Source organism: Ruegeria sp. BF6 (assembly GCF_056538665.1).
Genome location: NZ_JBQFTN010000001.1, coordinates 1,048,360 through 1,073,511, shown reverse-complemented (window position 1 = coordinate 1,073,511; position 25,152 = coordinate 1,048,360). Strand labels below are relative to the sequence as shown.

Genomic DNA, 25,152 nt, shown 5'->3' with positions numbered 1-25,152 from the left:
ATGTAATCGAGACCGCGCGCCTTGTCACGAAATTTGATCAAATTATTCGATCGCGTTTTTCAAGCGATACGCTCCGCGCCAGAGGGGGATGGCGCGGAGCGAGAGGGCGTCAGACGAAATTGACGCCGTTTTCCACCATCGGCAGAGAGGTAACCTTGACGCCCGAAAGCGCCCGGATCGCGTTGGCAAGGGCAGGGGCCGAGGGAGGGGTGCCGGGCTCGCCAACTCCGGTCGGTGCTTCGGCGGACGGCACGATATGGACGTCGATTTCCGCAATGTCACCGATCCGTAGAGGCTCGTAATCAGGGAAGTTGAACTGGTCTACGGCCCCACCGGTCAGCGTGATCTGGTCGCGCATGACGTGGCCGATACCGTAGCCGATGCCGCCCTCCATCTGCGCCCGCACCACGTCGGGGTTTACGGCGATGCCGCAATCCACGGCACAGGTGACCTTTTCGATCTTGATTCCGTTTTCCGGATCGCCCGAAACCTCGACAACCTGCGCGGCATAGGACCCAAAGGACTTGTGCACGGCAATGCCCTGTGCCCGACCTGCCGGAGGGTTGCCCCATCCCGCCTTTTCAGTGACCAGTTTCAGCACTCTCGCTTTGCGTTGCTGATCCGCGTCGCTGGTGTCGGCCAGATGCGCTAGGCGGAACTCGACCGGGTCGCGGCCTGCGGCTTCGGCGACCAGATCCATCATGGTCTCCATCGTATAGCCGGTGTGGGTATGGCCAACCGAGCGCCACCACAGAACCGTCGTGGCTTTCGGTGTATCGGTCAGCCCCAGCGACATGCCGGGGATCATGTACGGGCTGTCGGCAATCCCTTCGATCGAACTGTGATCGATACCGTCATGCACCAGAGCTGCCTCGAACGGTGTACCTTTAATTACCGATTGCCCGGCGACCTGATGCTGCCATCCGACGATATTCCCGTCGGCATCCAGACCTACGCGGACCTTATGGCCGAAGGCGGGGCGATAGTAACCGCTGCGGATGTCATCTTCGCGCGTCCACACCAGCTTCACCGGGCGCGAACGATCAGTGACGGCAAAGGCCAGCGCGGCCTCGACCTGATAATCCGCGTCCGGGGTTGCGCGACGTCCGAACGAGCCACCGGCCAGCATCGTCTTGATGTGAATTTTTTCGGGTGGCAGTTGGAATATCTGCTGATAGGCCATATGCGGCCCGGTCGGCATCTGCGCGCCATCATGCAGAACGATATCACCTTCGGCGGTCTGCTCGATGGTGCAGTTCAGCGGTTCCATCGGCGCGTGGGCCAGCAGCGGGAAGTAGAAGGTCTTTTCGACGACCTTGTCCGCCCCGTCGATAGCCGCCGACACCGCTGCCATATCCGCCTTGTTCACGTTATAGGTGGGTTCGGCGTCCAGTGCGGCCATGATCTCTGCTTTGATCTGGTCCGAGTCGCGGGTCTCAGAACCGGACATGTCCCATTCGACTTCAATCGCGTCGCGCGCCTGAATTGCGGCCCAGGTGTTTTCGGCATAGACCGCGATGCCTGCCTGATTGGGCAGAACGGCGGCGTTGATATAGCCTTTGACCTCTTTTGATGCGCTGTCATCAAAGCCCTTGGCAATGCCACCCTTCGATTCTGGTCGCTTGATCATAGCAACCATCTGGTTCGGCAGGTGAACGTCCATGGCGTACATCGCCTGGCCGTTCCCTTTGATCGCCGAGTCCTTGCGGCGGACGGCTTCGTTGCCGATCAGACGGAACTCGGACGGGTCTTTCAGGCGCGGTTCGGTTGGGGCTTCCAACTGCGCGGCGGCGGCCACGAAGTCCGCAATCGGGGCCGACTTGTCGCCTGCCTTGACGATGCCTTCCTCGATGGTGATGCCGGATGCATCAACGCCCCAACTGTGGGCGGCGGCGTTGATCAGCATCTCGCGTGCGGCAGCACCGGCCTGGCGGTATTGCAGCCACGAGTTCGCCATCGCGGTCGAGCCACCGGTTCCCTGGAAGGGGCCGAACAGCAGGTTGTTATAGACGTTCGGATCAGAGGGCGCGAATTCGTATTCGATCTGATCCATGGTCAGGCCGATTTCCTCGGCAATCAGTGTCGGCAGGCCAGTCGCAGGACCCTGACCCTTTTCAAAGTGTTTGACGATGGCGGTGACGGTGCCGTCCGCATCAATCTTCACGAACGGGTTGAACTGAGCGGTCTCAGACGTCGCCGCCGCAAGCGCCCCATCAGGGCGCGCGCCAACCAGCAGAACGGCACCAGCAGCAGCGGCACCTTTCAGAAATCCACGGCGGGAGGTGTTGATGGTCATGGATCAGGCCTCCAGAATTTCAGATGCGCGTTGGATACCGGCGCGAATGCGTTGATAGGTGGCACAGCGGCAGGCGTTGCCAGACATGTATTCGTCAATTTCTTCGGCTGACGGTTTCGGGTTTTCCGACAGCAGGCCGACCGCCGACATAACCTGACCCGACTGGCAGTAACCGCATTGAACCACGTCCAGCTCGATCCAGGCCTGCTGGACGGCCGCACCAATCTTGTCGTCACCGACCGCTTCGATCGTGGTAATCTCGGCATCTTCGACGTCTTCCACAAAGGTCTGGCACGAGCGCACAGGCTCACCATTCAGATGCACGGTGCAAGCACCGCAGGATGCAACACCGCAACCGAATTTGGTTCCGGTCAGCTTAAGTTCATCCCGGATCACCCACAGCAGGGGTGTGCCGGGTTCGGCATCGACCGTGTGGGTCTCGCCGTTCAGTTTCAAGGTCAAGGCCATGAGGGGACTCTCCATGTTGGGCTGGTTACCTGAGTCGGTAAACTGGCGGGTTTACCGTATGCTACGTTTCCTCTAGTGTAAACCCGTGAGTTTACCTAATGTTTGACCTTGCTCTGTCAATGGGTCTATAGCTTTGAAACATGAGCGATTGTTGCGCACCGAACGCGTCCAAACAGGCCCAGATCATCGAAGCCGCCGTGGCCGAATTCCAAGAGAAGGGGTTCGCAGCCGCCAGCATGGACCGCATTTCCACCCGCGCCGAGGTTTCCAAGCGCACACTGTACAAGTACTTCGAGAGCAAGGAAAATCTGTTTCGTTCGATCGTGATCGAACTGTCCAATCGGTTTGCTGCCGTGCTCGACATCAGGTACCAACCAGGCCGAGATATCCGCGAGCAATTGACCGAGCTTGCCTGGGCCGAGGGGCGGATTCTGATGATGCCCGAGGTTATCGCCATGGCGCGGATGGTGATCAGCGAAACTTTGCGCAACCCCGAGATGGCGGCAGTAGCTCAGGGCAAGCTGGATAAGACGAGGATCTTTGTCGCTATGCTGAAAGATGCCGCAGATGACGGGCAACTGCAGATCGAAGACCCGGAACGAGCCGGGCAGGAATTCATTGGCCTGATCAAAGCCAAGGCCTTCTGGCCGATGATGTTCACCGGTGACGTGCTGAGCGAACCGGAAATGACCGCCACCATCGAAAGCAGCGTCGACATGATCCTCAGCCGCTATGGTTCACAGGTGTCAAAGTAGGTGCGCTGTAATCAGCCCAGTCCTTCCATGCTCAGAAACCAGTCTGTCTCAACGTTAAAGAGCAGGAAACCTTGCCGCGGCTATACGACGAGATCTACTCGTCGGCTCCGTTGCTGAAAAGCGAAGACGCCGTGTTTGTGTCGGCGGCGGTGTTTATGTCGGTCCGCTACTTTCAGGCCGATCCAGGCTGAACACCCGAGGATGTGTTGGACGTGCATCACGTTTTGCTGAACCTGAATCCCAAGCCGCACGGTGACATTCGAAAACGAAGATGCAACGCTGTCGGACATGCTCATCCTGCCCTAGTGAATGAGGAGCAGAAACTGCCGGTCGTTGTCGTGACCGCTGCCTGGACATCCGCGGTGCCGCGAACGCCGTTGGCCAGATCATCCAGGCAGCCGGTCCCGAAGATGCCGAATGCACCAAAGCCATCATGCGCGCCTTTCTAAAGGCTTAGGAAGCTGAAGATGCGGCTGTCGTTGCCGCTTTTTTTTTGCTGAGGGGGAACGTACATATCACCGCCTATCACTGCGGTGTCTTTCCAACCGGCGCCAAAGGTCGATTTGCGATTTAGGCCTGTTAGTCGCGGACCTTCTCGAACTTTGAAGGCATGATCTTCCCGGTCCACGAGCTCTGCGCGATGGATTACGGGCAGGGGGTGTTCGTTCGCAACACCGGTCAGATCAAGCTGAAGAATGACGCGGGTTGGTGCAGCAATAAGTAATACTCAACCTTCAAATTCAACAAATCCGATAAGATCATGGAATACGTTGAGGTTTTCAATCCGGTTGTAGCCGCGCAGGGGGTTGGTCTGATGGACCAGTTGGTCGCGCAAGGCTGATCGCTTGTTTACATCGATTTCGGAGAGGGGAAAGCCGGTTCGATCACGGTGAAGAAATCCCTTGTTCAATACCTGTTTCTTAAAGTGAGAATGACGACGGGAGGTGCGGTGCCCTGCACCGGTGCCCGCCGTCCGCTCCCGGTAGATACCGGAATGCATCACGTTTTTCTCAGGGGAGAAGGAGCAACGAAACGCAGCTTTCGATTGCTGCCCTGTGTCATTTCGAAGGTTTCCCGATTGCCGAGGCACAATGTGCACCAAAGTCGGACAAGTCATCGCCCAAGTCGCTGTCACCGGTCTCGGCAGCCATTCGGTCGAAGAAAGGAACGTAGGCCACCGCTTCGGACCGCGCCACCTGGCAGAAGAAATCATTCAGAATAGTGGCGTCGCAAAGCTCGGTTCTGTGACAGAAAGTCACCTGACTGTAGAAGTTGTCCAACAGGACAAGCGCTTCGCGTATCTGGTGATCGGCCTCGTGCCGGAAAACCTCCTGGCTGAGAGCGGCCCGGTAAGCCCTCTCTGAAATTCTGCCATTTGTCAGCAACTGGACCAGTTCCGGACGCTCGGACCAGAATTCATGAAGGGCCAGACGGGCTGCCACATATCTCGCGCTGCCATATTCTTCGATATAGGACAGGGATCTGCTTTGGGCTTCTTTATGCGCGATCTCGCTGCGCTCCTGAAAATAGCGTATTCCGCCAAAGCAAATCGCTATGATGCTGAAAACTTTGAAGCAGATGTCTGCGATCTTGTCGAAGTTGGCGAGTGGTTTGCTCATGGTGCCCTAACCACCACGCGGCAGCCATCGGGGTAAAAGGCGACGAGGCTTGCAACGACTGGCAAGGTTTGACCCGCGATACAGGCGAGGTCTTCGCGGGTCAGAACAACGACTTCGTCGGGAATATCCTGCTCTTCAACGATCCTGATGTCTGGCGCGGCATTCAACGTCATCTCCATGAAGCTAATAGTCTCGCCGGTTCGCTCGGATCCGCAGTCACCGGGCCTGATGAACAAAGTGTCCTCAGAGGAAGACAGGTAGCGGTCCGCATTTCTGGCAAGGCAATCGATTTGAGCGCCAGACATGAGGAAGAATGCGTCGTCCTGTGCGGCGGCAAGGCCCGGCACCAGAGTTGTGGCGCTCAGCAGTAGAATCCTGATAGAAGATATCATTCTGTAAACTCTTCCATGGACTTGTATCCGGCCACGCTGAAGCTGCCGATGCAAAACATGCGCTCCGTTGCGCTACTTAGCCAACAATCTTTGTTGAGCCAGCCATCTTCAGGAGCAGTCAGGGTCTGGGCCGCATCGTTGATCGCCTTGTTTGTTTCTTCCGGCAGGTCCCAGCTCTCGATTTTTTGCGCCGGTGATCCGTTCAACGTGTCGGCCTGACTGGTCCCGGATATAGCCTTTTCCACAACAGTCTGGCTGCCCGATGGCCAATGGAACCGCCAGACGTTTTCTACGGACAAATCAGCGAGCCTGGTCTTCACGGCCTCCCAACGGCAAGGGTCCTGATCGCTCAACCTGCCATCGGCGAAAACCAGGCAAACAGCCTCGGCATCTATGCTTTTTTCAATTCTCGCAATTCGGGCAGGTGGCTTACCATCGGGGTTGAAAAGCGTAGTGATCGGGGTTTGCGGATCGTACATTTGGTAAGGATAGACCCCTTCATACTCGGTGATCGAGTGGATTGCGCGATGTGTCAGAGGCCCATAGCGATCATATTCCGAGACTGCTGACTGGAAGATTTGGCAAGGCATCGCCCGCTCTCCGCGAAAACCGTCGGGCAGCGTGCCGGTCGTCGCCGAACCTTCGCTTTGGATCGCCACTTCCTCTGCTTTGGCAAAAATCGGCAACAGGTTGTCCTGGAGAAAATATTCATGGTTGTAGCAGGCATTGATCACTGAGACCGCATCAAGCTTGTCTTGCGGCGCGACAGGGGCGATGGCAATACCCCAACGTGAGGCTTCACCAACGGTTCTCACGAAAAGCATCTCGTCGCTGGGCGTGTTCAGCATGCGCAAGACGAGACTGCGCTGAATGTTCATCTGATCTCCTCGTTCCAAGAGGAAGCCAATGTTTGCCAGCGCCACTTCGAATGCCTGCTGAACAATCTGTGCCGAGTACTCCCGCTCAGGGACCTCGATAAAAGGTGCGTGGAAGCCCAAGCTGCCAAGTGGATGCAATTGGCGGAAGGGAATTGGGCCCCCATCACCTTGCGTATCATTTGTTCCACCCATAAACGCCACCGCGCAGGCCGAAAGGCATTGGGCATCTTTTGGAACGGCACTTCCGATCTGCTCGCTCAACAAATACTGGGCGATCTTCACACCTTCTGAAAAACTCCCCCCGGGGCTATCGAAACAGACTTTCTTCCAGCTGTTCATCGAATTGGGGTAGTAAAGGTTTGCCTCTTCGGGGTGGTCGGCAGAAAAACTTGCCATGGCTTCGCGAATTCTGTCAGCGTCTCCTGCTTCGATCGGACCTTGAACCGACAGATAACAACGCATTTCCTCATTCGGGGTTTTGGCTAATTCTGCGGCGTGAACGGTGGCGAGCGGGAACAACGTGGGTAAAAGAAGAGCGGTCGAAAGATAGAAGCGATTGGTCACAGAATAGTTCTCTTCTTTTTTGGCATGCCTTTGCTTCTAAACGTGAAATCTGAATGGAATCAACCATACATTGCAATGGCGGGAGGTAATCATCCCTTTCGTGAGGGTTTGAATTTGCTTTAATTGCTTTGCGTCGGTGGCACACTAGTTTCGCTATCCCACGCATGATGCTGTCATCCATCGCATCACGCCTTGCCGCCTCTTCCACGACGTGCCGGATACTCAGACGGGTACATCTTGTTGGTTCATTGCTGGGCAAGGTGTTTTCGCGGGAGGTATGACAAAGTCCTGCAGAAACACCTGCACTTCAAAGTCCCGCCAACTGAATCTTGTCTTACAGTAGGAGATTGGACGGAGCACGGATCTGCAACAGCGGTTTGGCGGCTTCGCGAAACATGCGCTTCGGGGTGTCACTTTCGCCGAAGGAGCAGCCTTGATTTTGGAAACATCCGTCAGCGCGCAAACGCTGGTCACTGGGTCGCGTTCTCGGCCACGGGTACTATTGATGGTCCTAAAGCATTTGAAGTTGGACCGGTCCCGGTGGGGGCAATCAGTCTCTGAGTCGACACGGAAATGCAAATTCAGGAATAACTGAAACCGAGTCCAAAAGCGCACGTTTCTCAGAGCGCCCGCAATTGCCCTTTGCAAATACGACATCCTTTCCCCAACCTGTACTTCGATAGTTTGCGTCAGATGTCTAAAATTGAGATTTTCTGTCCGGCACCTACTGTTAAGCGAACGACCAATCTGCGCATTCTACTATGAGTTTCGCGGTCAAAGCGTACGTCCATAGGACGTGGTCAACTGAATAGTCGTTGGGTCTACATCTTCCGGTTTTCAGCTTTCTCACTAACGATCTCGAGTATCCTGTTTCTTTGGATTTTTCCCGAGGGGCCTTTGGGAAGATCAGACAAGATATGAACTTCATCGGGGGACTTGAAACGACCCAGTTGATCTTCGCAAATTCTCGATAGGCTTTGCGGCGTCAGTTCAGAACCCTCTCGAATTTTTACAGCGGCTTCGACAGTTTCACCGTAGCTTTCGCAGGGGCGTGCAAAAGCTGCGGCTTCAACAACGTCGGGATGAGAATAAAGTGCCTCGTCTATTTCACGCGGCGCGATGTTTTCACCGCCCTTGATGATCAGCTCTTTCAGCCGACCGGTGACAAAAACGTAGCCGTCTTCGTCCATGCGTGCGAGATCACCGGTTCGCAACCACCCATCGGAACTAAACGTGCCTGCAGTTGCATCGGGGTCGTTGAGGTACTCCAACATCACATTTGGCCCACGAATGACCAATTCACCTTCCGTTCCGTGAGGAACAGGTTGAAGGTTCGCGTCGAATACTGCTGCCTCGTTCCCAAATGCGATACCCGGAGAACCAATCTTGCGAACGCCCGGTGGCAGAGGATTGGACAGTATCTGCGCGGCGGTTTCCGTCAGCCCCATAGTTTCCACAATCGGTATTTCGAAACGGTCTTCAAAGGCCCGCTGCACGTCCGGTGCCAATGCTGATGACGCAGAACGACCGAAACGCACACGTTGGCGGGTGTGCGTATCCGGATTTGTATCCGAGTGCAGCAAGTGAGAAATGATGGTTGGTACGACCGAAAACCATGTTGCCTCAATCTTACCCAGATTGTCCCAGAACCGACTGGCCGAAAACCGTTCGCACATGGCCAAAGACCCGCCTGAAACAAGCGTTCCCATGATTGTCACACACAGCCCGTTAATGTGGTAGATCGGCAATACGCAAAACCCGCGATCAACCTCGGTCAATTCGTGAGCAACTGCCGTCGTCCAGCCCCCTGCCAGCAGGCTGGAATGCGTGTGAACCACACCCTTGGGACGCCCAGTTGTTCCGGATGTGTACATCAACAGAGCATGAGTATCGGACGAGATGTTGTGCAAGTTACCATCGGCATCGGCAACGTCTGTAACGTGCAACTGGGTGATTCCGGAGGGGTCGGCTGTCCGTTCGAACAATTCCATTTGTCCGGGATGCACAAAGGCACAACGTGCCCCACTATGCTCCAGCGCATAGGATACGGCGCTGTCGCCTGCGACAAGGTTAATCATCGTTGCCCGGAATCCGCCGTAGAGAACGCCGAACAAGACCTCTAGCGCTTCGCGGCAATTGGGGTAGAGGATCGCAACGCTTTCACCTTTTGCCACACCTGATCCGGTCAACATGACCGCTATTCGGCGGGCTGTTTCGCGCAATTCACCCCAGCTCAAGTCCGGTGCCCCATCCGGGAAAACAAAACCGGTTCCTCCCTGGGTAGCTCTGTATTCCAGCCAATCTCGGACAGTTCCTTTGGGCGGTTCCATCATCGGCCGACCTCCGACCAATAGTCGCCAAAAATCTCCTTCAAGTCTGGTTCACGCGGAGGTGTTTCTCGCACGACCTTGGTGGTTTGGATGAAATGCCGCCAATGCAGGTTGGTATCGATGGAATTCCCGCCCCAACTGCCGCAGCCCATCGAAAGCGAAAAGGGCATTCCATTGGTGAAACTGCCACCTGTGGCAAAGGTATGCGCCTGGTTTACGATGACCCGACAGGTGGGCAAGTCACGTCCCAACCCAACAGCGCGGGTGTCGTCATCCGTGTGGATGCCGACCGAATGTCCTGCCCCCTGATGCTCCAGAATGCGAGCGGCAATTCCCTTGGCCTCTTCGAAATCTGCCGCGCGATAGAGAGCCAAAACCCGACTGAGTTTTTCGCCGGACAGTGGATGATCCGGACCTATCCCGTCCGTCTCCACGGCCAAATACTTGGTCCCTTCAGGCACTTTTCCCGCCATCCCCAAAGCTTTGAGCATTTTGTCGGCATCCTGCGCTATGGCAGAACGGTTGAGATGACCATTAGGCCAAAGCCGGGCCACGATGTCACTTGCTTCGGAGGATGGCACCAAGGCACCGCCTTCGCTGGCCATCGCGGCAACGAACGCATCATAGATTGCATCAACAACGACCAAGGCATTTTCAGAAGAACAGGACGTCGCGTTGTCAAAACACTTTGAGGCCGTAATCTTGGCCGCGGCTGCCAGCAAGTCAGCAGTCTCGTCAACAATCACTGTCACGTTGCCAGCACCAACCGCCACAGCTGGCGTACCGCAGGATTGCGCGCGGTGAACATTGTTCTGGCTTCCGGTGCAGATCACCCGATCAACAGTTTCCATCAACCGTTGCGTCTTAGTCTTGGAACCGGGCGCGGGGATCATCTGAACTAGATTGCGATCCAACCCCAGCTTGTCGAATTCAGAGTGGATGTAGTCAATCAACATCTCGCATGACGCCACGCCTTTGGGTGACGGTGCCACCACGATGGAGTTGCCGCTTTTGAGCGCATTTATGATATTGTTCGCAGGTGTTGCCGCAGGGTTAGTCGATGGCACAACCGCGCCGACCACGCCGATAGGACGCGCAATCTCGGTAATGCCGGTTTTCGGGTCGTCGCTGATGATGCCGTGTGTTTTTACTTCAGCGATATCTCGCAAAAGACCCAATGTCTTACGGTGGTTTTTTGTGATCTTGTCGAGAACATTACCCAGCCCGGTGGTTTTAACGGCGGTCTCGGCCAACCTCCGGTTGCGTGCTGGCTCCATTATGGCCCACCCCACTGCGAGAGCTGCTTTGTCATAAAGCCCCTGGCTGCCATGAGCTTCAAAGGCCTCCTGGGCCGCACGAGCTTGCGTTACGATACGATCTACTTCAGCGATTTCTGGGGAAATCTCGTCCTGAGCGTTCATCTTGGTCCTCGATTTTTTGTTCGGGGCGGATCTGCTCCGCCCCGTTTTGATCACCGGATCAGAGGCCGGCCAGCAATTCGTTCAGCGTTTGTTGGCGCTTTGCCCACATCTCGATCACTTCATCACGTGTCATGATGTGCATGGGGGACCCACCGGCCTCCATTTTTTTAGCCACACGGTCGTTGGCAAACATCTCCGGGACCGTCGCCGCCAGTTTATCGATCACCTCAGGCGGTGTACCTTTTGGCACCATCACGCCCCGGAAATTGACCGATGAGTTGTCAACCTCCAGCCCCTGTTCCATCATCGTCGGAACGTTCGGCAGGAACGTGTTGCGTTCAAGATCTGCGACACCAAGGATTTTGACGTTGCCCGCCTCTTGCGCGCGGTACGCATCCGACAGGTTGTTGATACCGCCCATGACTTCACCCGCGATCACCGCTTTCATGGCCGCGGCTCCGCCGCCTTTGGTCGGAATGTAAGCCATTTTGGTTCCTGCGGCTTTGTCGATCTGCAGGGCTGCAATGTGGTGTCCCACAAACAGGCCCGCTCCGGATACCGTCAGCTTGCCGGGGTTGTCCTTTGCATATGCGACCACATCTTCCATCGAGTTGAACTCGCTGTCGGCACCCACAACGAAGACTGCCGGGTCGGCGCCCCAGTTTGCAATGGGCTCAAAGCTGTCGGTCGAATATTCCACACCGCCTTTGATCGACTGGGCGATGAAATGCGGGACGTTATAGGCCGCCAGTGTATAGCCATCCGGGTCGGCTTGAGTTGCAAACCAGTTCCAACCCACGCGCCCGCCTGCTCCAGGTTTATTGATGATTGCGATGGGCATTCCCAGCGCATCCTCGTTCCCGGACGTCATGGTGACAATCCGCGCCTGAAAATCTGTCGCACCGCCCGCGCCATAGCTAACCATCATCATGATCGGTCGTTCGGGGTATTCTTCGGACGCGACGGCACCTGTCAGGCCCATGAGGGCCAATGCGACCCCTGCAAGTATTTGTTTCATTTGCGTTTCCTCCCTTATTTGGCTCACCCGCATCCTGTGCGGTCAGAACAGAATTTCCCTTGGCGTGTAAACGTTCAGAAGCATGGCGAAGAGCCCGTACATGACCGCTACAAAGACTGCGGTGATGACGCCGCGCTTGACCCAGGTTTTGGCTTCGGAATGCGGGGCTGGATCATAGATTGACAGCAGAATGAAAAACGCGATGGTCGTCGCGGTGTAGAAACCCAGCGACTTTGCCGCCCAGAAAACGTAGATCAACGTTACGATCAGCCCCGGCAGCATGTTTATGAACATTGTACGCGTCAAGCCGTTCCCAACCTTGGAAAATCCCAACACCGCTTTGCCAAAGGTCCAGCCAGCCAGAACCACAAAAACCGATGCAATAAGACGCGGGAAAAGGAACGCCTCAGCGGGTTGCTGGGTATAGCTGACCCAAGTCACCCAAAGGCCAACAGCAAAGACCAGACCGGACCCAATCATATGTTGCGAGCGGTTCATGCCTGTGCCTCCTCTTTGGTGGTGTAGCGACGGTGGCGCAGTTCCATCCAAACCGAGTAGGCGATTGAGGCCAGCACCACTGCGATCAGCAACAGGTTCAACCCACCGGTCAGGAAATACGAAGCTTTGCCCACGGTCGCATCAGCGATCATCCCGCCTTGAATGAAGTTGGCTTCAGCGATGGGGCCAAGGATCAACCCCAACACCAGTGGTGCTGCTGAAAAACCAAAACGCTCAAGGAAAAACATGCCTATACCAAGGCAGGCCATGACATAGACATCACCCATCGAGCCCTGCACCGAATAGGCCCCGAAGACCGACAGCGCCAGAACGATGGCTGCCATAACCGACTGTGGAACCTGCGCGACGCGGGCGGCCAGACCGGCGACATAGAGGCCAAAGATACACATCAGGACTTGGCCGATCAGCATGGAATTGATGAAGGTCCAGGCCACGTCAGGGTGGTTGTCGAAGAGGTCCGAGCCCGGAAAAATTCCATGGATTAGCAATCCGCCCAGCAGAACGGCGGCTGTTGGGCTACCCGGGATCGACAAGGTTAGCAGCGGAACCAAGGACGGGCCGACCATCGCATTATTGGCGGATTCCGCAGCAATCACGCCTTCGGAATGGCCCGTACCGAACTTGTCTTTCTCGGCTGAGAATTTCTTGGTCTGATCATAGGCGACCAACCCGGCGATCTGTCCACCAACGCCCGGGATCAGGCCGATGATGGACCCTGTCAATGTGCCGATGCTCAGAGCGCGGGTTCGGCTGAACAGTTCGCGAAACGCAGCGAGGATCGAATGGCGCTGCACTTCGATGATTTCGGCGCCCGTGTTACGGCGACCCTTTGCAAACATCGTCAGCACCTGGGGGATCGCGAACAGACCGATCAGCGCGGCGATAATGTTGATGCCTCCACCCAAAGCAGGGTGAAAGATGAAGCGTTGCGCCCCCATGATGTCGTCAAACCCAATGGTAGCCAGCCACAACCCGATACATCCCGAAAGCAAACCTTTGACCACCGAGGAGGAATCCAGTGTCCCGATCACAGTAACACCCAGAATGGCTAACCAGAACAAGTGCGAGGGACCGAATGCCAGCGCCCATTTGGCCAAAACCGGGGTCAGAAAGATCAACAGGAGCACACCAAAGATGCCGCCCACCGCCGATGCCAGAAACGACAGTTGCAGCGCCCGCGCACCCTGACCCTGTTTAGCCATGGTATGTCCGTCCAACGTCGTCGCTATGTTGGCCGGCGCGCCGGGGATCTTGAGCAATATGGCGCTAACCGCACCACCAGCAACGGTCGAGGTATAGGCGGCGCCCAACAGGATTAGCCCCTGTGCCGCCTCGAGTTGGAAGGTAAAGGGGATCAGAAGAGCGACCGCCATCGTAGGTGACAAACCCGGCGTCGCCCCCAGAATCAGACCCCCAATCGTGCCGCCCAACAGCAGCAAAAACGACAGCGGCGTGAATACGTCTCCGAAGTAATAAATGAATTCCATTCAGGGCCTCCCAACCCGTCGGTCCACACTTTTACTTTTGTTGACAAATCAGGGTAGGCGATGAAAATAGTATTGCAAATGTTTTCATAAATTCGACTGGATGGAAGAATATTATGGCTATTTTTCAAAAAGGTAAGGTAGACATTGTAGCGGTCGCAAAGGCCGCAAAAGTATCGCCATCCACGGTTTCTCGTACCTTCAATCACCCTAACTTGGTCAGCCCGGCGACTCGGAAAAAGATCAACCGAGCGGTGCAAAGGCTGGGGTATATCCGCAATCGGGCTGCGCAAACGATGCATGGCAAGCGATCAGGCACTGTCGGTCTCGTTGTTCCTACGATCAACCATGCCATTTTCGCCGAGGTCATTCAGGCCTTTTCAGATTCCATCGATAAAGCCGGGTTCAGCCTGTTGCTGGCGTCGCATGGGTATGACCTCGATCGGGAATACGCGATGGTTCGCAAGCTTCTGGAGCATCGTGTGGACGGAGTGGCTCTGGTCGGATTGGAGCATTCCGAACCTACCGCGCGGCTGATCGAACAACAGAAAATACCGGCTCTTGCCATTTGGAACTATTCGGAGAATTCCGATCTTCCCTGCGTTGGAGCTGATAATCGGCTGGCGGGGCGTCTGGCGGCTGAGCATCTGCTGGACTTGGGGCATCGCGATATTGGGCTGATCTTTCCCAAAACCTCGGGCAATGACCGAGCTCAACATCGGTTATCTGCCGTCCGTGATGCGTTGAGCGAAATTGGTATTTCCGTTCCCAGTGAACATGAGTCGGAGGCCCCGTACAGTGTATCTCAGGCCAAGCAGGCAGCCTTGTCCCTTTTGTCAGAACGCACTCGCCCTACGGCTCTGCTGTGCGGGAATGACGTCATCGCACAAGGTGCACTGTTTGCAGCCCAGAACCTTGGTTTGAAGGTTCCCAATGACCTTTCAATAATCGGTATTGGTGATTTCAAAGGGTCCGCGGACGTTGAACCGGGGCTCACCACCATTCGCATCCCTGCAGAAACCATCGGAAAGCTGGCTGGCGAAAGGTTCACTGACTACATTACCTCAGACGATCCAGAGCCATTTAGAATCTGCTGCGAATTGGAGCGTGTCGTGAGAGGAACATCTGGTCCGGTGGCGGATTGTTAATCATCCAAGGCAAGTCAATTTCCCCGTGGAACATACGCGGTTTGAACGCTTGGCTAGAAACAACGAACATTCGACTTGGTATGATTGATTGACTGGAAAACTAATGAATTGAATGTCGTTATTATTGTCGAGCCAAGTCTTGTTACACTTGCAGTAATTGTCAGGTTCCCACCCTGCGGTGACAAGTTTGCATGTCGGCTTTTTGGGGGGTAGCAGCCCTATCGGTGGGCGGGAAAACAGACGCTTTGTTATGCGATGCATAAGTTTGCTTGGCCTCTCATCTAGCGGGGAACGATTGGAAGTATAGTGGGTTGCGACCGCAGTATTTAGGTTGGCTAATTGATGTCGGTTCTGGGCCGACTTAAACCTGATTGCAGAACTGGAGTGCGTTATTTGATTTCGACCACCGATATGTTTGAGAAACGGAGGACCAAGAATGGCAAACAAGAGAGAGAAGCCGCTAGAAATAGTTAAAAAGCTGCGACAAGTTGACGTGCTTGCCGAACCAACGAAGGCAAAGCGTTCCGAACGTTGAACATTGAGCAGCCTCATCTGACTGGTCCAATTTGATTGTTAGTGCATCGTTGACCTGTGATTCATCGGGATGTCGCACGGCTCGGCCAAACTTTCTAGTGGAGTTGAAGCTCTTGTTGCGTTCCATGGAGAACGACGATGAGGCGCCAAACCTCGCAGGCATATTTGCCACTTCGCGTTCATAGAGTTCCGCGAGGCGCTTGTGAAACCCTGCTATGAGTTGTTCGAGATGCACTGAACCTTCGCGATTGCGGTCAAGTAGATGCGTTCTCAAAGTGGAATCGCCAAAGGCCCGGATTTACCCAACATAATATTGGGCATAGGTAGGGGATCGCCGGTGTGATCTTTGAACAAGTCGCTGCCCGCGACCTGGCGGGGTATCAGGCGGCTGGAAACGGCAGGAGTTATCCGGGGCGCCGTCGCCTACGTCAGTGCAAATCCGGTCAGGATCATCAAAGGTGCCTTTATTGTCAAAGCTGCGACTCGTGCTTCCGTAGCTTCCCAGACTGCTTTTCATCGTTTGATGGTGATTGAGGTGCGAGCATGACAAGTGGTCTCTACGACGGTTTGAGACGACAAGCTACAGAAGCCGGAGGAGTTAGGCACAATTGCTTGCGTTGAGCGATCGGGTACAACCGTAAGCTTTATGGGCGGAGCACATGCACCGAACACCGAGCGTGGCGAACGACGAGGGCTGCAGTTGATCCCAGAAAGAACTCCTTCATCCCGGGTTTATGCGACGCAAGGACAATACAGTCGATACCATGCTTGTTCGCGTACTCGGTGATTGCCCGACCGGCGGATTGACTCTCAAGAAGAACTGAAGAAACCTCGGTTTCGTCCTTCAGGCGTTCAGCTAAGCGCGCCTTTGCTTTTTGGAGAGATTTTTCGGCGATCCCGTCATCCATATAGTACATTATCTGTCTGTTTGGTGGTTCGTGAATATGTGCCGCTATGATCTTTCCACCTTCGGATACAAGGGCGTGTGCCGCCGAAAGTGCGTGATCACTGATGCCATGCTCAAGAGACAGCGCTACCAAGATGTTATTGTACATTTCTAATCCCTTGTTGAAGGTTTTCGGTTTTCGTCCACAAGCAAGTCTCTCCGCACTTCCATTTTGAGAGAGCTCTCACACACCCCAACCGTAAGAACGGGGTGCGCGCTTTTTTGGTTGTCTTGCGTTTGTTGGTTTTCCCGCGGCTACCTACTGAGCAGCAGGTCCGGCAAGAAGAGAGCCAACTCTGGTACGAAGGTTGTCAGCATCAAGGTTGGAAGCCAGGCAAAGACAATGAAGATTAATGTCGGCCACAACATGCGGGAAACCGGCTCATCACAAACCTGAGCACCAAGATAGAGCAGGGGTGCTGTGGGGGGTGTAATGTTCGCCATACCCAGGTTCACACCAATCACAGCCGCGAAATGGATCGGGTCCATGCCAGTGCTCTGCGCAATGGGCAGCAAGATCGGTGTCGCCAGAAGCAGACCCGAAATGTCATCCATCAGCATCCCGATTAGGATCATCACGACGTTGATCATCAGAAGTATAACGACCGGGTTGTCCGACACGGAATAGACCAGATCCTTGGCCAGCTGAGGCGCGCCCTGCGAGATCAGGTTGTCCGACACGATCAGAACCATGAAGATCATGACCATGACCACGCCAATCGTAACACCTGAGTTTTGGATGGTCTGAGCCAGCGTTTTCCAGGTCAGGCCACGGTAGAAGTAAATCGCGATCGGGATCGAGTAAACCACGGCGATACCGGCGGCCTCGGTCGGTGTCATGATACCACCGTAGATCCCACCAAGAATGATGAGTGGCATCATAAGCGCTGGTCCGGCCAAGCGCGCCTGTACCCCGAATGTCGGCAGAAACGGCTTGGGGCGTTCCGTCAGATTGATGGCGTCGTATTTCCGCAGCATGAACTGATTGACCACAATCAGAAGCGTGATCAGGATGATGGCGGGAATGACTGTGGACAAGAAGCATTTCAGAACGTGCTGTTGCGCAACCCAGCCATACAGGATGTGCGACGAGCTGGGCGGGATCAACAGGCCCAACGGACTGGCCGCCACGATCAGCGCAGCCGATTGCCCACCGGGATAGTTGGCCTTTTTCAGGTGGGGCATCATGATGCCGCCAATACAGGTCAGCGTCGCATTTGCACTACCAGAGATGGAGCCGAAAACCCCACAGGCCAATACCCCCGCGGCGCTCAGACCGCCTTTGATATGGCCAATGAACATTTCAGCCAGTGAGACGAGCGGGGCGGCAATTTTACCTTTTTCCATGATGCCACCTGCAATCATGAAGAGCGGGATCGCCAGAAGTACCAGTGAGCGGATGCCTGTGGAGCCGGTCGGCAAATAACCGGTGATGGATTGATCCCCGACAATGGCGATGAAAATCAAAACCGATCCGAATGCTACATATACGCTGACGCCCAACAGCAGCATGAAACAGACAATAAGAAGACTTCCTCCGATGATCATTGGGTATCTCCTTTTTGCATTTCCGATCTCAAGGGAAGGCCAAGCCCCTTACGGATATGCACGTACAAGTATGCAGCCGTGAACGTTGCCATGAAGCCAAAGGCAATCATGATTGCGATCCGCCATGTCACAAACGGAATGCGCAGCACCGGGGTTGCGCGCAATCGCGGGAATGAGAAGTCATCAAGCAGCGAAACGTAACACGCATACATGAGAAACAGGATCACCAGGATCTCGACGGTCAGGACGACAAAGCCGCGCCACCAGATCAACCGAGGGTTTTGGATCACAATGCCCAGAATGTCCGCGTTGATATGCAGGTTGCGGGCAGAGGCCAGCACTGCGCCTGCAAAAAAGCCGATGATGCTGATGCCCAGAAGCCATTCTTCATAGGCAAAAAGATCGCCACCAAATCCATACCGGATGACAACAACGGCCCCAAACGTGAATGCCATCAGGAAACCGGAAAACATAACGATCTGTCTCATGACGAACGCCACTGCTTTCAATGGATACCCAATTACGACCGGCAGCTCGTCAGTGATTTTTTGAGAGCTTTTCTTTTCTGCGCTTTCGACGACCAATGGACGTTCAGCTTCTGTACTAGACATCTTTCTCCCTCCCTTTGTTGAGCTAAAGACCAAAAAAGGGCCAACTGATTTGCTGGCCCTTTTCTTTATGTTTATTGCTGTTCTTTAGCTGCCAGCAGGCGGTCGATGATGTCCTGACCGACGTTTTGTGCCATCGCGGGCCAGACCGTTTCCTGAACATGAGCGGCCATCGCAGCCTGTTCTTCGTCGCTCAGGCGCAGGATGGTGTAGCCTTTGTCGAGCAATTTCTGACCGAAGACTTCGTCATTCTCACGGTTGTATGCAAAGAAGTCTTCCGAGGCTTTGGTCATCGCAGCTTGCAGCGCGGCACGCTGTTCGTCGTTCAGTTTGTCGAGTGTCCGCTGCGACGCGTAGAATGTAGTCAGCTCTGAGATCGAGTTGTATTCGACAAAATGGGTGCCAACATCCGACTTGGCGAAGATCGAGTAAGTCGCGGTCTTGGTGCAGCAGATCGCCCCATCGACGATACCGGCCTGAAGTGCGGGGAAGATGTCGCCCCATGCCATGGTTGTCGCTTGGTAACCCAGCTCTTCAACCATCGACTTTACAACGCTGGACGACCAGACACGTATGTTCATGCCCTTGTCGTCAAAACTGTTCCAATTATCGGGTTCCTGCGACGAGACAATCCCAATGAAACCTTCAGGGTTCTGCGCCATCACGCGGACGCCGTATTCGTCGGTGATCTCTTGCAGGATGGTGTTAAACTCGGAATCCATGTTGAGCAGGGTGCTCTCCATGTCATCCCATCCCCCAAGCAGGAACGGCATGGACAGGAATTCAAGGCGTGGATCGGTATCGGCATAGATGAACGCCGATGCCAGGTCGATATTGCCGCGGGCAACATCTTCGAACAGCGCCTCACCGGAACCCAACTGGTTTGCCGGGAATACCTCGACCTTCAGGCCGACATTCGCAGCTGCAACATCCGCTGCGACCTGTTCCATCATCTTCGTGCCCTGATGATCGATCGGGAATACGCCGGCAAAACGCAGAGTCATGTCTTCCGCGAATGCAGCAGTCGACATTAGGGCGCTCAGTGCTCCTGCTGCCATACCTGTGGTAAACTTACTAAAACTCATCGGTTATCTCCTCCTGGTTGACGAGTAACGCCCGCCCAGCGGCGTGCTGGAGCGGGCGTTGATTTGCTGATGTCAGCAAAGTTCCGGGGCGATGAACTCGTATCCAAGGTCATCGGCCACAGCCTTGTACGTCACCTTTCCGTGGGCCACGTTCAGGCCATTCATCAGGTGACGATTGTCTGCAAGCGCCTGCTTCCAGCCATTGTTGGCGATGGCCAGAGCGTGCGGGAGCGTTACGTTGTTCAGTGCGTAGGTTGACGTTCGGGCGACTGCGCCCGGCATGTTGGCGACACAATAGTGAACAACATCGTCGACAACATAGGTGGGCTCGGCATGAGTGGTGGCTTTGGACGTTTCAAAGCAGCCGCCCTGGTCGATCGCCACGTCCACGACGACCGCACCGGGTTTCATTTTCGAAATCAACTCACGTGTGACCAGCTTGGGTGCAGCAGCACCCGGGATCAGAACCGCACCCACAACCAGATCTGCGTTGGTGACCTCTTCTTCCAGTGCAGCCTTGGTCGAATAGACAACTTTGGCCGACGCCTCGAAATGGTTCTCCAGCTTTTCCAGAACCGCAGGGTTGCGGTCCAGAATGGTGACGTCCGCGTGCAGGCCGACGGCCATCTGGGCCGCGTTGAAGCCAACGACACCACCCCCGATAACCACGACCTTGCCGGGCTTCACGCCGGGCACCCCACCCAGCAAGACACCCAGACCGCCCTTTGCCTTTTCCAAAGCACTTGCACCGGCCTGGATCGACATGCGACCGGCAACCTGGCTCATCGGTTTCAGCAATGGCAGCCCGCCATTGTCGTCCGTGACGGTTTCATAAGCAATGCAGACCGCGCCCGAATTGACCAGATCCTTGGTCTGCTCCGGGTCGGGTGCCAGATGCAGGTAGGTATATAAAACCTGACCTTCACGCAGCATGGCGCGCTCTACCGCCTGAGGTTCCTTTACCTTCACGATCATCTCAGCATTGGCAAAGATGTCGGCAGCAGTTTCCGCAATCTCGGCACCAGCGGCGCGATAGGCGTCGTCGTTCGCGCCAATGCCAACACCGGCGTTGGTTTCTACGACGACGTTGTGGCCGTGCGAGACCAGTTCCGCGACACTCTCGGGGGTCAAGCCGACGCGATACTCGTGGTTCTTGATTTCCTTGGGAACACCAATGAACATGTGTTTCACTCCTTGGATCGGATGTTCATTTCGCCGTCGGCATGACGAACTCAGCACCTTCCGAGATGCTTTCGGGCCAACGCTGCATGATGGATTTCTGCTTGGTGTAGAAACGAACGCCTTCTTCGCCATATGCGTGCATGTCGCCGAACAGGCTCTTCTTCCAGCCGCCAAAACCATGCCAGGCCATCGGAACCGGGATCGGAACATTGACGCCGACCATGCCGACCTGAACCTGCTTACCGAACTCACGCGCTACATTGCCGTCACGGGTGAACAGTGACACGCCGTTGCCAAACTCGTGGTCGTTGATCAGTTGCAGGCCTTCCGCGAAACTCGAGACGCGGACGCAGGACAGAACCGGGCCGAAGATCTCTTCCTTGTAGATCTTCATATCGGGGGTGACGTTGTCGAACAGGGTGCCACCAAGGAAATAGCCATCCTCGTGCCCTTCGACGGTATAGTCGCGGCCATCGACCAGCAGATCCGCACCTTCTTCGACGCCAGAGTCTATGTACCCTTTAATCCGATCCCGCGCGGCGGCGGTGACAATCGGGCCCATCTCGGCGTCTAGCTCAAGACCGTTTTTGACCTTCAAGGTTTCGGCGCGTTCTTTCAGGACCGGCATCAACTTGTCGGCGGCATCGCCAACCAGCAGGGCAACCGAGATCGCCATGCAGCGCTCGCCGGCCGAGCCATAGGCCGCGCCGATCAGTGCGTCGGCGGCTTTGTTCATGTCAGCGTCCGGCATCACCAGCATGTGGTTCTTTGCGCCACCCAGCGCCTGAACGCGCTTGCCGTGACGCGCACCGACCTCGTAGATGTAGTTGGCGATCGGCGTCGAACCAACGAAGGACACAGCCTTGACGTCGTCATTTTTCAGCAAAGCATCAACGGCGACCTTGTCACCGTGAACGACGTTGAACACACCGTCGGGGAAACCAGCCTTCTGCATCAGGTCCGCATAAAACAGGGATGCGGACGGATCGGTTGGTGACGGCTTCAAGATGAACGTATTGCCTGCGGCGACGGCGATCGGGAACATCCACATCGGCACCATGACCGGGAAGTTGAAGGGAGTAATCCCGGCGACAACACCCAACGCCTGACGCGTGGTCCAGTTGTCCATGCCGGTGGATACTTGCTCTGTGTAATCGCCCTTGAGGAGTTGCGGAATGCCGCAGGCAAACTCGATGATATCAATACCGCGCTCAACCTCGCCCTGAGCGTCGGTGAACACCTTGCCGTGCTCGACCGTGATGGCGCGTGCCAATTCGTCCTTATGTTCGCGCACCAGGGCCAGGAAGTTGTTCATCAGGCGGGCGCGGCGGATCGGTGGTGTGTTCGACCATTTTGGGAATGCCGCTTTGGCGGCGGCCACTGCATCGTCCACCGTTTGGACACTCGCCAGTGAGACTTCACCGGTTTGAGCACCGGTTGCGGGGTTGAACACCGGCTGAGTGTTTTCGCCGGAAGGAACAGTGATTTGGCCATTAATGTAGTGGCCGATCAAAGCGATCGGGGATGCATCTTTCATGATGTCAGTCCTTTTTGGGGTTAGTGGTCAGAGGTCATGGCAGGTCAGCCAATACCTCTCCAAGCGTTTGACAGAGGGTCGCTATTTCAGGTTCAGAGATGATCAGTGGCGGTGACAGGGCGATGATGTCACCTGTAACTCGGATCATGATTCCAGCTTCCCAAGCGCGCTTCATTGCATCATAGCCTCGGGCGCCCGGAGCGCCGTCACGTGGCGCGAGTTCGATGGCTCCGACAAGGCCCAGATTGCGAATATCAGTGACATTCGGCAGGCCTTTGAGGCTATGAAGTTGATCTTCCCAAGGCTGAGACAGCAGGGCGGCGCGTCGGAACAAATCATTCTGTTTGTAGCTTTCCAGAGTCGCCAGCGCTGCGGCACAAGAAACCGGATTGGCGGAATAGGTATAGCCATGGAACAGCTCGATTAGCGCATCGGCGTTTTCCATGGCCGAGTCATAGATCTTGTCGGACACTATGACCGCGCCCATCGGAATAACGCCATTGGTCAGGCCTTTGGCGGTCGTGATGATGTCGGGCTTTACATCAAAATACTCTGATGCGGTCGCTGCACCCAAACGACCAAAAGCAGTAATGACTTCGTCGAAGATCAACAGGATACCGTGACGGTCACAGATATCCCGCAGCTGCTTCAGGTATCCCTTCGGCGGCAGAAGCACACCGGTGGACCCGGCCATCGGTTCAACGATCACCGCTGCAATGGTTGAGGCATCGTGAAGCGCGACCAATCTTTCCAGGTCATCCGCCAACTCAGCGCCATGTTCCGGGCAGCCGCGTGAGAAGGCATTTTTCTCCAGGTCATGCGTATGACGCAGATGGTCAACTCCAGTCAGAAGCGTTCCGAAGTGCATGCGGTTCTTGACGATGCCACCAACCGATATGCCGCCGAAACCAGTGCCGTGGTAACCCCGCTCACGCCCTATCAAACGCGTGCGCGCGCCATCGCCGCGCATCCGGTGGTAGTGCAGCGCGATCTTGAGCGCCGTATCAACGGACTCGGAGCCGGAGTTGGTGAAGAAGGCGTGGTTCAATCCCTCAGGCATCATCGCTGTCAGTTTTGCCGACAACTCAAACGCCTGAGGGTGGGAGAACTGGAAATTCGGTGCGTAATCCAGCTCGTGCACCTGCTTCTGCACCGCTTCAACGATCAGCGGATCACGGTGACCTGCGTTAACGCACCACAGTCCGGCCGTCCCGTCCATGACCTTGCGACCATCAGAACTGGTGTAATACATCCCCTCGGCTGACTGAATCATGCGGGGCTCGCGAAGGAAATCACGATTGGCCGAAAACGGCATCCAAAATGATGACATTGTGTTGGGTTGATCGAGCACGTCCATTCCTCGTGAAGCAGATTTTCATTTGGTGCCAAATCCTTGCAGAGTTACGGCGTTCCGCACACCCGGCTTTGTGGGTTTCTGTAAGTCATTGAAAAACAGACCCGCCCCTCCTAAAGTGCTTTCGATCAAAAGCAGGAAATCACGATGGCTGACTCTTCGACATCTGATCTGGAAACAGCCCGGCGGCTACGATTGATTCGAACTTCAAAGGGCCTCAGCCAGCGCGAGATGGCCAAGCGCGCAGGAGTAGGTAGCGGGACGATTTCCCAGATCGAAAGCGGGTCAACTCAGCCTTCCGTGGCACTACTCAAGAAGATCCTCGCGGGCGTTGATGTCAATCTGGGGTTCTTTTTCAGCTTCGAACTCAAGAACGAGGACAGCTTTTATTTTCCCCACAGCAGCATGCGCGATCTTGGATCAACAGGTGTTTCGTATCTTCTTGTTGCGGGTGAACGCCGAAATCGGAAGTTGCAGATGCTGATAGAGGAGTACGATGTCGGTGCTGACTCGGGTCGGGCTGAACTGTCGCACGAAGGAGAGGAATGCGCGGTTGTGATAGAAGGTCGCCTTGAAGTGACCGTAGATGGGCAGTCCAGGGTGCTGGGCCCCGGAGACGCATACTATTTCTCGAGTATACTGCCGCACAGGTTTCGAAATGCAGGAGACACGCCTTGCAAAGTTATTAGCGCGTGCACTCCTTCGTCGTTCTGATGGATCACAAGCTCCCTATTCCAAGGATGTTTCTTAATCTCAGAACAGGCACAACTGATGAACATTTCAGAATGAAGTAGTAAATTCCACATTTACGATACTGTGGTCAGAAGCTCGCGCCCAGACCGGAGCGCGGAAGATACCATTTAGGCGGGCAGCGGCATGTGCCAGGATCACGCCTATATCTTCATCACATATGCTCGCAAGATTGCCCTGCCAACGCGCTATGCCCCGGGCTACCTGATGATGAGCGAAGCCGAGACGCAGGATGCGGTTTATGCCTGGGCAGAGGTACACCAGGATGGGGTGGGCTGGGCCGGTTTCGACGTTTCGAACGGAATTTGACCTGATGATTGGTATGTTGCTGTCGCAACTGGTCTGGACTATGCGCAGGCTGCCCGGTTGTAGGAAGCAGAATTCGGGCAACGGGCGAGCAATTGACGGTACAATAGAAGGTCGTACAGCAGCAACGGAGTCTTCTATGACCTACGCATTGGGTGTGCGGTTGAACTGCGGGCTGGTTTTTATGTCCGACACACAGGGACGAATGCGGGTGTCGACAACATTTCTACCTTCAACAGAGTGTTTAACTGAACGGTAGAAGGTGACCGGGCCATAATCTTGTTGGCGGCCGGTACTCTGACAACAACTCAGGCCACGATTAACTTGATGGGAGAACGAAGGGAGGTACCGGAAGAACGCTCGCCATCGGTCCTTGAAGCACCGACCATGTTTCAATTCGCACTGTTGGT

22 protein-coding genes are annotated in these 25,152 nt (G+C 55.4%); 4 read left to right on the top strand and 18 right to left on the bottom strand.

All coding sequences use genetic code 11. The features are described 5' to 3' along the window. Positions 1-109: 109 nt before the first annotated feature. Both ACR0IM_RS05360 and ACR0IM_RS05355 read right to left on the bottom strand, forming a co-directional pair. Positions 110-2,296: a xanthine dehydrogenase family protein molybdopterin-binding subunit gene (locus ACR0IM_RS05360; RefSeq protein WP_480681072.1), complete on the bottom strand. Its 2,187-nt coding sequence runs from the start codon at positions 2,294-2,296 to the stop codon at positions 110-112. Between the two features lie 3 nt (positions 2,297-2,299). Next, positions 2,300-2,764 carry a (2Fe-2S)-binding protein gene (locus tag ACR0IM_RS05355; protein ID WP_480681070.1) on the bottom strand — a complete coding sequence of 155 codons (465 nt, stop codon included), beginning with the start codon at positions 2,762-2,764 and terminating at the stop codon, positions 2,300-2,302. 140 nt (positions 2,765-2,904) lie between these two features. On the opposite strand from ACR0IM_RS05355, the gene ACR0IM_RS05350 reads away from it, so the two are divergent. Continuing rightward, entirely contained in the window at positions 2,905-3,519 is a 615-nt protein-coding gene (locus tag ACR0IM_RS05350) for a TetR/AcrR family transcriptional regulator (RefSeq protein ID WP_480640751.1), read from the top strand. A 727-nt stretch (positions 3,520-4,246) separates the two neighbouring features. Here ACR0IM_RS05350 and ACR0IM_RS05345 read toward each other — a convergent pair. From ACR0IM_RS05345 to ACR0IM_RS05305, 9 genes are all read right to left on the bottom strand, one after another. Further along, on the bottom strand, positions 4,247-4,519 hold the full coding sequence (locus ACR0IM_RS05345; protein WP_480681069.1) for a hypothetical protein: 273 nt from the start codon (positions 4,517-4,519) through the stop codon (positions 4,247-4,249). A gap of 58 nt (positions 4,520-4,577) precedes the next feature. Next, positions 4,578-5,138 (bottom strand): hypothetical protein, encoded by a 561-nt coding sequence (locus ACR0IM_RS05340; protein ID WP_480681067.1) that lies wholly within the window; start codon positions 5,136-5,138, stop codon positions 4,578-4,580. Then, positions 5,135-5,530, bottom strand: coding sequence for a hypothetical protein (locus ACR0IM_RS05335; RefSeq protein ID WP_480595539.1), 396 nt, complete (start codon positions 5,528-5,530; stop codon positions 5,135-5,137). Before ACR0IM_RS05335 ends, ACR0IM_RS05340 begins: the two co-directional genes overlap by 4 nt. Then, positions 5,527-6,972: a COG3904 family protein gene (locus ACR0IM_RS05330; protein ID WP_480681066.1), complete on the bottom strand. Its 1,446-nt coding sequence runs from the start codon at positions 6,970-6,972 to the stop codon at positions 5,527-5,529. The genes ACR0IM_RS05335 and ACR0IM_RS05330 overlap by 4 nt, the downstream gene beginning before the upstream one ends. A gap of 821 nt (positions 6,973-7,793) precedes the next feature. Next, positions 7,794-9,305: a class I adenylate-forming enzyme family protein gene (locus ACR0IM_RS05325; protein ID WP_480681064.1), complete on the bottom strand. Its 1,512-nt coding sequence runs from the start codon at positions 9,303-9,305 to the stop codon at positions 7,794-7,796. After that, positions 9,302-10,723 (bottom strand): acylating sulfoacetaldehyde dehydrogenase, encoded by a 1,422-nt coding sequence (gene sauS, locus ACR0IM_RS05320; protein ID WP_480681063.1) that lies wholly within the window; start codon positions 10,721-10,723, stop codon positions 9,302-9,304. Before sauS ends, ACR0IM_RS05325 begins: the two co-directional genes overlap by 4 nt. Positions 10,724-10,781: 58 nt before the next feature. After that, entirely contained in the window at positions 10,782-11,741 is a 960-nt protein-coding gene (locus ACR0IM_RS05315) for a Bug family tripartite tricarboxylate transporter substrate binding protein (protein WP_480681062.1), read from the bottom strand. 42 nt (positions 11,742-11,783) lie between these two features. Further along, positions 11,784-12,239, bottom strand: a complete 456-nt coding sequence (locus tag ACR0IM_RS05310; protein ID WP_480595534.1) for a tripartite tricarboxylate transporter TctB family protein — start codon at positions 12,237-12,239, stop codon at positions 11,784-11,786. Next, complete coding sequence (locus ACR0IM_RS05305; protein WP_480595533.1) at positions 12,236-13,747, bottom strand: tripartite tricarboxylate transporter permease; 1,512 nt, start codon at positions 13,745-13,747, stop codon at positions 12,236-12,238. The genes ACR0IM_RS05310 and ACR0IM_RS05305 overlap by 4 nt, the downstream gene beginning before the upstream one ends. A gap of 113 nt (positions 13,748-13,860) precedes the next feature. On the opposite strand from ACR0IM_RS05305, the gene ACR0IM_RS05300 reads away from it, so the two are divergent. Then, positions 13,861-14,892: a LacI family DNA-binding transcriptional regulator gene (locus ACR0IM_RS05300; RefSeq protein WP_480681061.1), complete on the top strand. Its 1,032-nt coding sequence runs from the start codon at positions 13,861-13,863 to the stop codon at positions 14,890-14,892. 1,178 nt (positions 14,893-16,070) lie between these two features. Here ACR0IM_RS05300 and ACR0IM_RS05295 read toward each other — a convergent pair. The 7 genes from ACR0IM_RS05295 to aptA all read right to left on the bottom strand — a co-directional run bounded on the left by ACR0IM_RS05295 (position 16,071) and on the right by aptA (position 23,689). Next, positions 16,071-16,481, bottom strand: a complete 411-nt coding sequence (locus ACR0IM_RS05295; RefSeq protein WP_480589501.1) for a universal stress protein — start codon at positions 16,479-16,481, stop codon at positions 16,071-16,073. Between the two features lie 146 nt (positions 16,482-16,627). Beyond that, positions 16,628-17,920 carry a TRAP transporter large permease gene (locus ACR0IM_RS05290; RefSeq protein ID WP_480589502.1) on the bottom strand — a complete coding sequence of 431 codons (1,293 nt, stop codon included), beginning with the start codon at positions 17,918-17,920 and terminating at the stop codon, positions 16,628-16,630. Next, positions 17,917-18,531 carry a TRAP transporter small permease gene (locus ACR0IM_RS05285; RefSeq protein ID WP_480681060.1) on the bottom strand — a complete coding sequence of 205 codons (615 nt, stop codon included), beginning with the start codon at positions 18,529-18,531 and terminating at the stop codon, positions 17,917-17,919. The genes ACR0IM_RS05290 and ACR0IM_RS05285 overlap by 4 nt, the downstream gene beginning before the upstream one ends. A gap of 71 nt (positions 18,532-18,602) precedes the next feature. Then, the gene (gene dctP / locus ACR0IM_RS05280) at positions 18,603-19,613 is read right to left on the bottom strand and encodes a TRAP transporter substrate-binding protein DctP (RefSeq protein ID WP_480681059.1); all 1,011 of its coding nucleotides are present in this window, start codon (positions 19,611-19,613) and stop codon (positions 18,603-18,605) included. Between the two features lie 72 nt (positions 19,614-19,685). Next, positions 19,686-20,795: an alanine dehydrogenase gene (gene ald, locus ACR0IM_RS05275; RefSeq protein ID WP_480681058.1), complete on the bottom strand. Its 1,110-nt coding sequence runs from the start codon at positions 20,793-20,795 to the stop codon at positions 19,686-19,688. A 25-nt stretch (positions 20,796-20,820) separates the two neighbouring features. Beyond that, on the bottom strand, positions 20,821-22,332 hold the full coding sequence (locus ACR0IM_RS05270; protein WP_480681057.1) for a CoA-acylating methylmalonate-semialdehyde dehydrogenase: 1,512 nt from the start codon (positions 22,330-22,332) through the stop codon (positions 20,821-20,823). A gap of 34 nt (positions 22,333-22,366) precedes the next feature. Further along, complete coding sequence (aptA, locus tag ACR0IM_RS05265; protein ID WP_480681056.1) at positions 22,367-23,689, bottom strand: omega-aminotransferase AptA; 1,323 nt, start codon at positions 23,687-23,689, stop codon at positions 22,367-22,369. Positions 23,690-23,833: 144 nt separating this feature from the next. Between aptA and ACR0IM_RS05260 the strand changes: the two genes are divergently transcribed. Both ACR0IM_RS05260 and ACR0IM_RS05255 read left to right on the top strand, forming a co-directional pair. After that, positions 23,834-24,400: a cupin domain-containing protein gene (locus ACR0IM_RS05260; RefSeq protein WP_480589508.1), complete on the top strand. Its 567-nt coding sequence runs from the start codon at positions 23,834-23,836 to the stop codon at positions 24,398-24,400. A gap of 162 nt (positions 24,401-24,562) precedes the next feature. Further along, on the top strand, positions 24,563-24,745 hold the full coding sequence (locus ACR0IM_RS05255) for a transglutaminase-like domain-containing protein (protein ID WP_480681055.1): 183 nt from the start codon (positions 24,563-24,565) through the stop codon (positions 24,743-24,745). The last annotated feature ends 407 nt before the right edge of the window (positions 24,746-25,152 follow it).

Excerpts from the sequence above, each read along its gene's own strand:
- ACR0IM_RS05360 (WP_480681072.1), bottom strand. The coding sequence starts at position 2,296 with ATGACCATCAACACCTCCCGCCGTGGATTTCTGAAAGGTGCCGCTGCT.
- ACR0IM_RS05355 (WP_480681070.1), bottom strand. The coding sequence starts at position 2,764 with ATGGCCTTGACCTTGAAACTGAACGGCGAGACCCACACGGTCGATGCC.
- ACR0IM_RS05350 (WP_480640751.1), top strand. The coding sequence starts at position 2,905 with ATGAGCGATTGTTGCGCACCGAACGCGTCCAAACAGGCCCAGATCATC.
- ACR0IM_RS05345 (WP_480681069.1), bottom strand. The coding sequence starts at position 4,519 with ATGCATTCCGGTATCTACCGGGAGCGGACGGCGGGCACCGGTGCAGGG.
- ACR0IM_RS05340 (WP_480681067.1), bottom strand. The coding sequence starts at position 5,138 with ATGAGCAAACCACTCGCCAACTTCGACAAGATCGCAGACATCTGCTTC.
- ACR0IM_RS05335 (WP_480595539.1), bottom strand. The coding sequence starts at position 5,530 with ATGATATCTTCTATCAGGATTCTACTGCTGAGCGCCACAACTCTGGTG.
- ACR0IM_RS05325 (WP_480681064.1), bottom strand. The coding sequence starts at position 9,305 with ATGATGGAACCGCCCAAAGGAACTGTCCGAGATTGGCTGGAATACAGA.
- sauS (WP_480681063.1), bottom strand. The coding sequence starts at position 10,723 with ATGAACGCTCAGGACGAGATTTCCCCAGAAATCGCTGAAGTAGATCGT.
- ACR0IM_RS05315 (WP_480681062.1), bottom strand. The coding sequence starts at position 11,741 with ATGAAACAAATACTTGCAGGGGTCGCATTGGCCCTCATGGGCCTGACA.
- ACR0IM_RS05310 (WP_480595534.1), bottom strand. The coding sequence starts at position 12,239 with ATGAACCGCTCGCAACATATGATTGGGTCCGGTCTGGTCTTTGCTGTT.
- ACR0IM_RS05305 (WP_480595533.1), bottom strand. The coding sequence starts at position 13,747 with ATGGAATTCATTTATTACTTCGGAGACGTATTCACGCCGCTGTCGTTT.
- ACR0IM_RS05300 (WP_480681061.1), top strand. The coding sequence starts at position 13,861 with ATGGCTATTTTTCAAAAAGGTAAGGTAGACATTGTAGCGGTCGCAAAG.
- ACR0IM_RS05295 (WP_480589501.1), bottom strand. The coding sequence starts at position 16,481 with ATGTACAATAACATCTTGGTAGCGCTGTCTCTTGAGCATGGCATCAGT.
- ACR0IM_RS05290 (WP_480589502.1), bottom strand. The coding sequence starts at position 17,920 with ATGATCATCGGAGGAAGTCTTCTTATTGTCTGTTTCATGCTGCTGTTG.
- ACR0IM_RS05285 (WP_480681060.1), bottom strand. The coding sequence starts at position 18,531 with ATGTCTAGTACAGAAGCTGAACGTCCATTGGTCGTCGAAAGCGCAGAA.
- dctP (WP_480681059.1), bottom strand. The coding sequence starts at position 19,613 with ATGAGTTTTAGTAAGTTTACCACAGGTATGGCAGCAGGAGCACTGAGC.
- ald (WP_480681058.1), bottom strand. The coding sequence starts at position 20,795 with ATGTTCATTGGTGTTCCCAAGGAAATCAAGAACCACGAGTATCGCGTC.
- ACR0IM_RS05270 (WP_480681057.1), bottom strand. The coding sequence starts at position 22,332 with ATGAAAGATGCATCCCCGATCGCTTTGATCGGCCACTACATTAATGGC.
- aptA (WP_480681056.1), bottom strand. The coding sequence starts at position 23,689 with ATGGACGTGCTCGATCAACCCAACACAATGTCATCATTTTGGATGCCG.
- ACR0IM_RS05260 (WP_480589508.1), top strand. The coding sequence starts at position 23,834 with ATGGCTGACTCTTCGACATCTGATCTGGAAACAGCCCGGCGGCTACGA.
- ACR0IM_RS05255 (WP_480681055.1), top strand. The coding sequence starts at position 24,563 with ATGTGCCAGGATCACGCCTATATCTTCATCACATATGCTCGCAAGATT.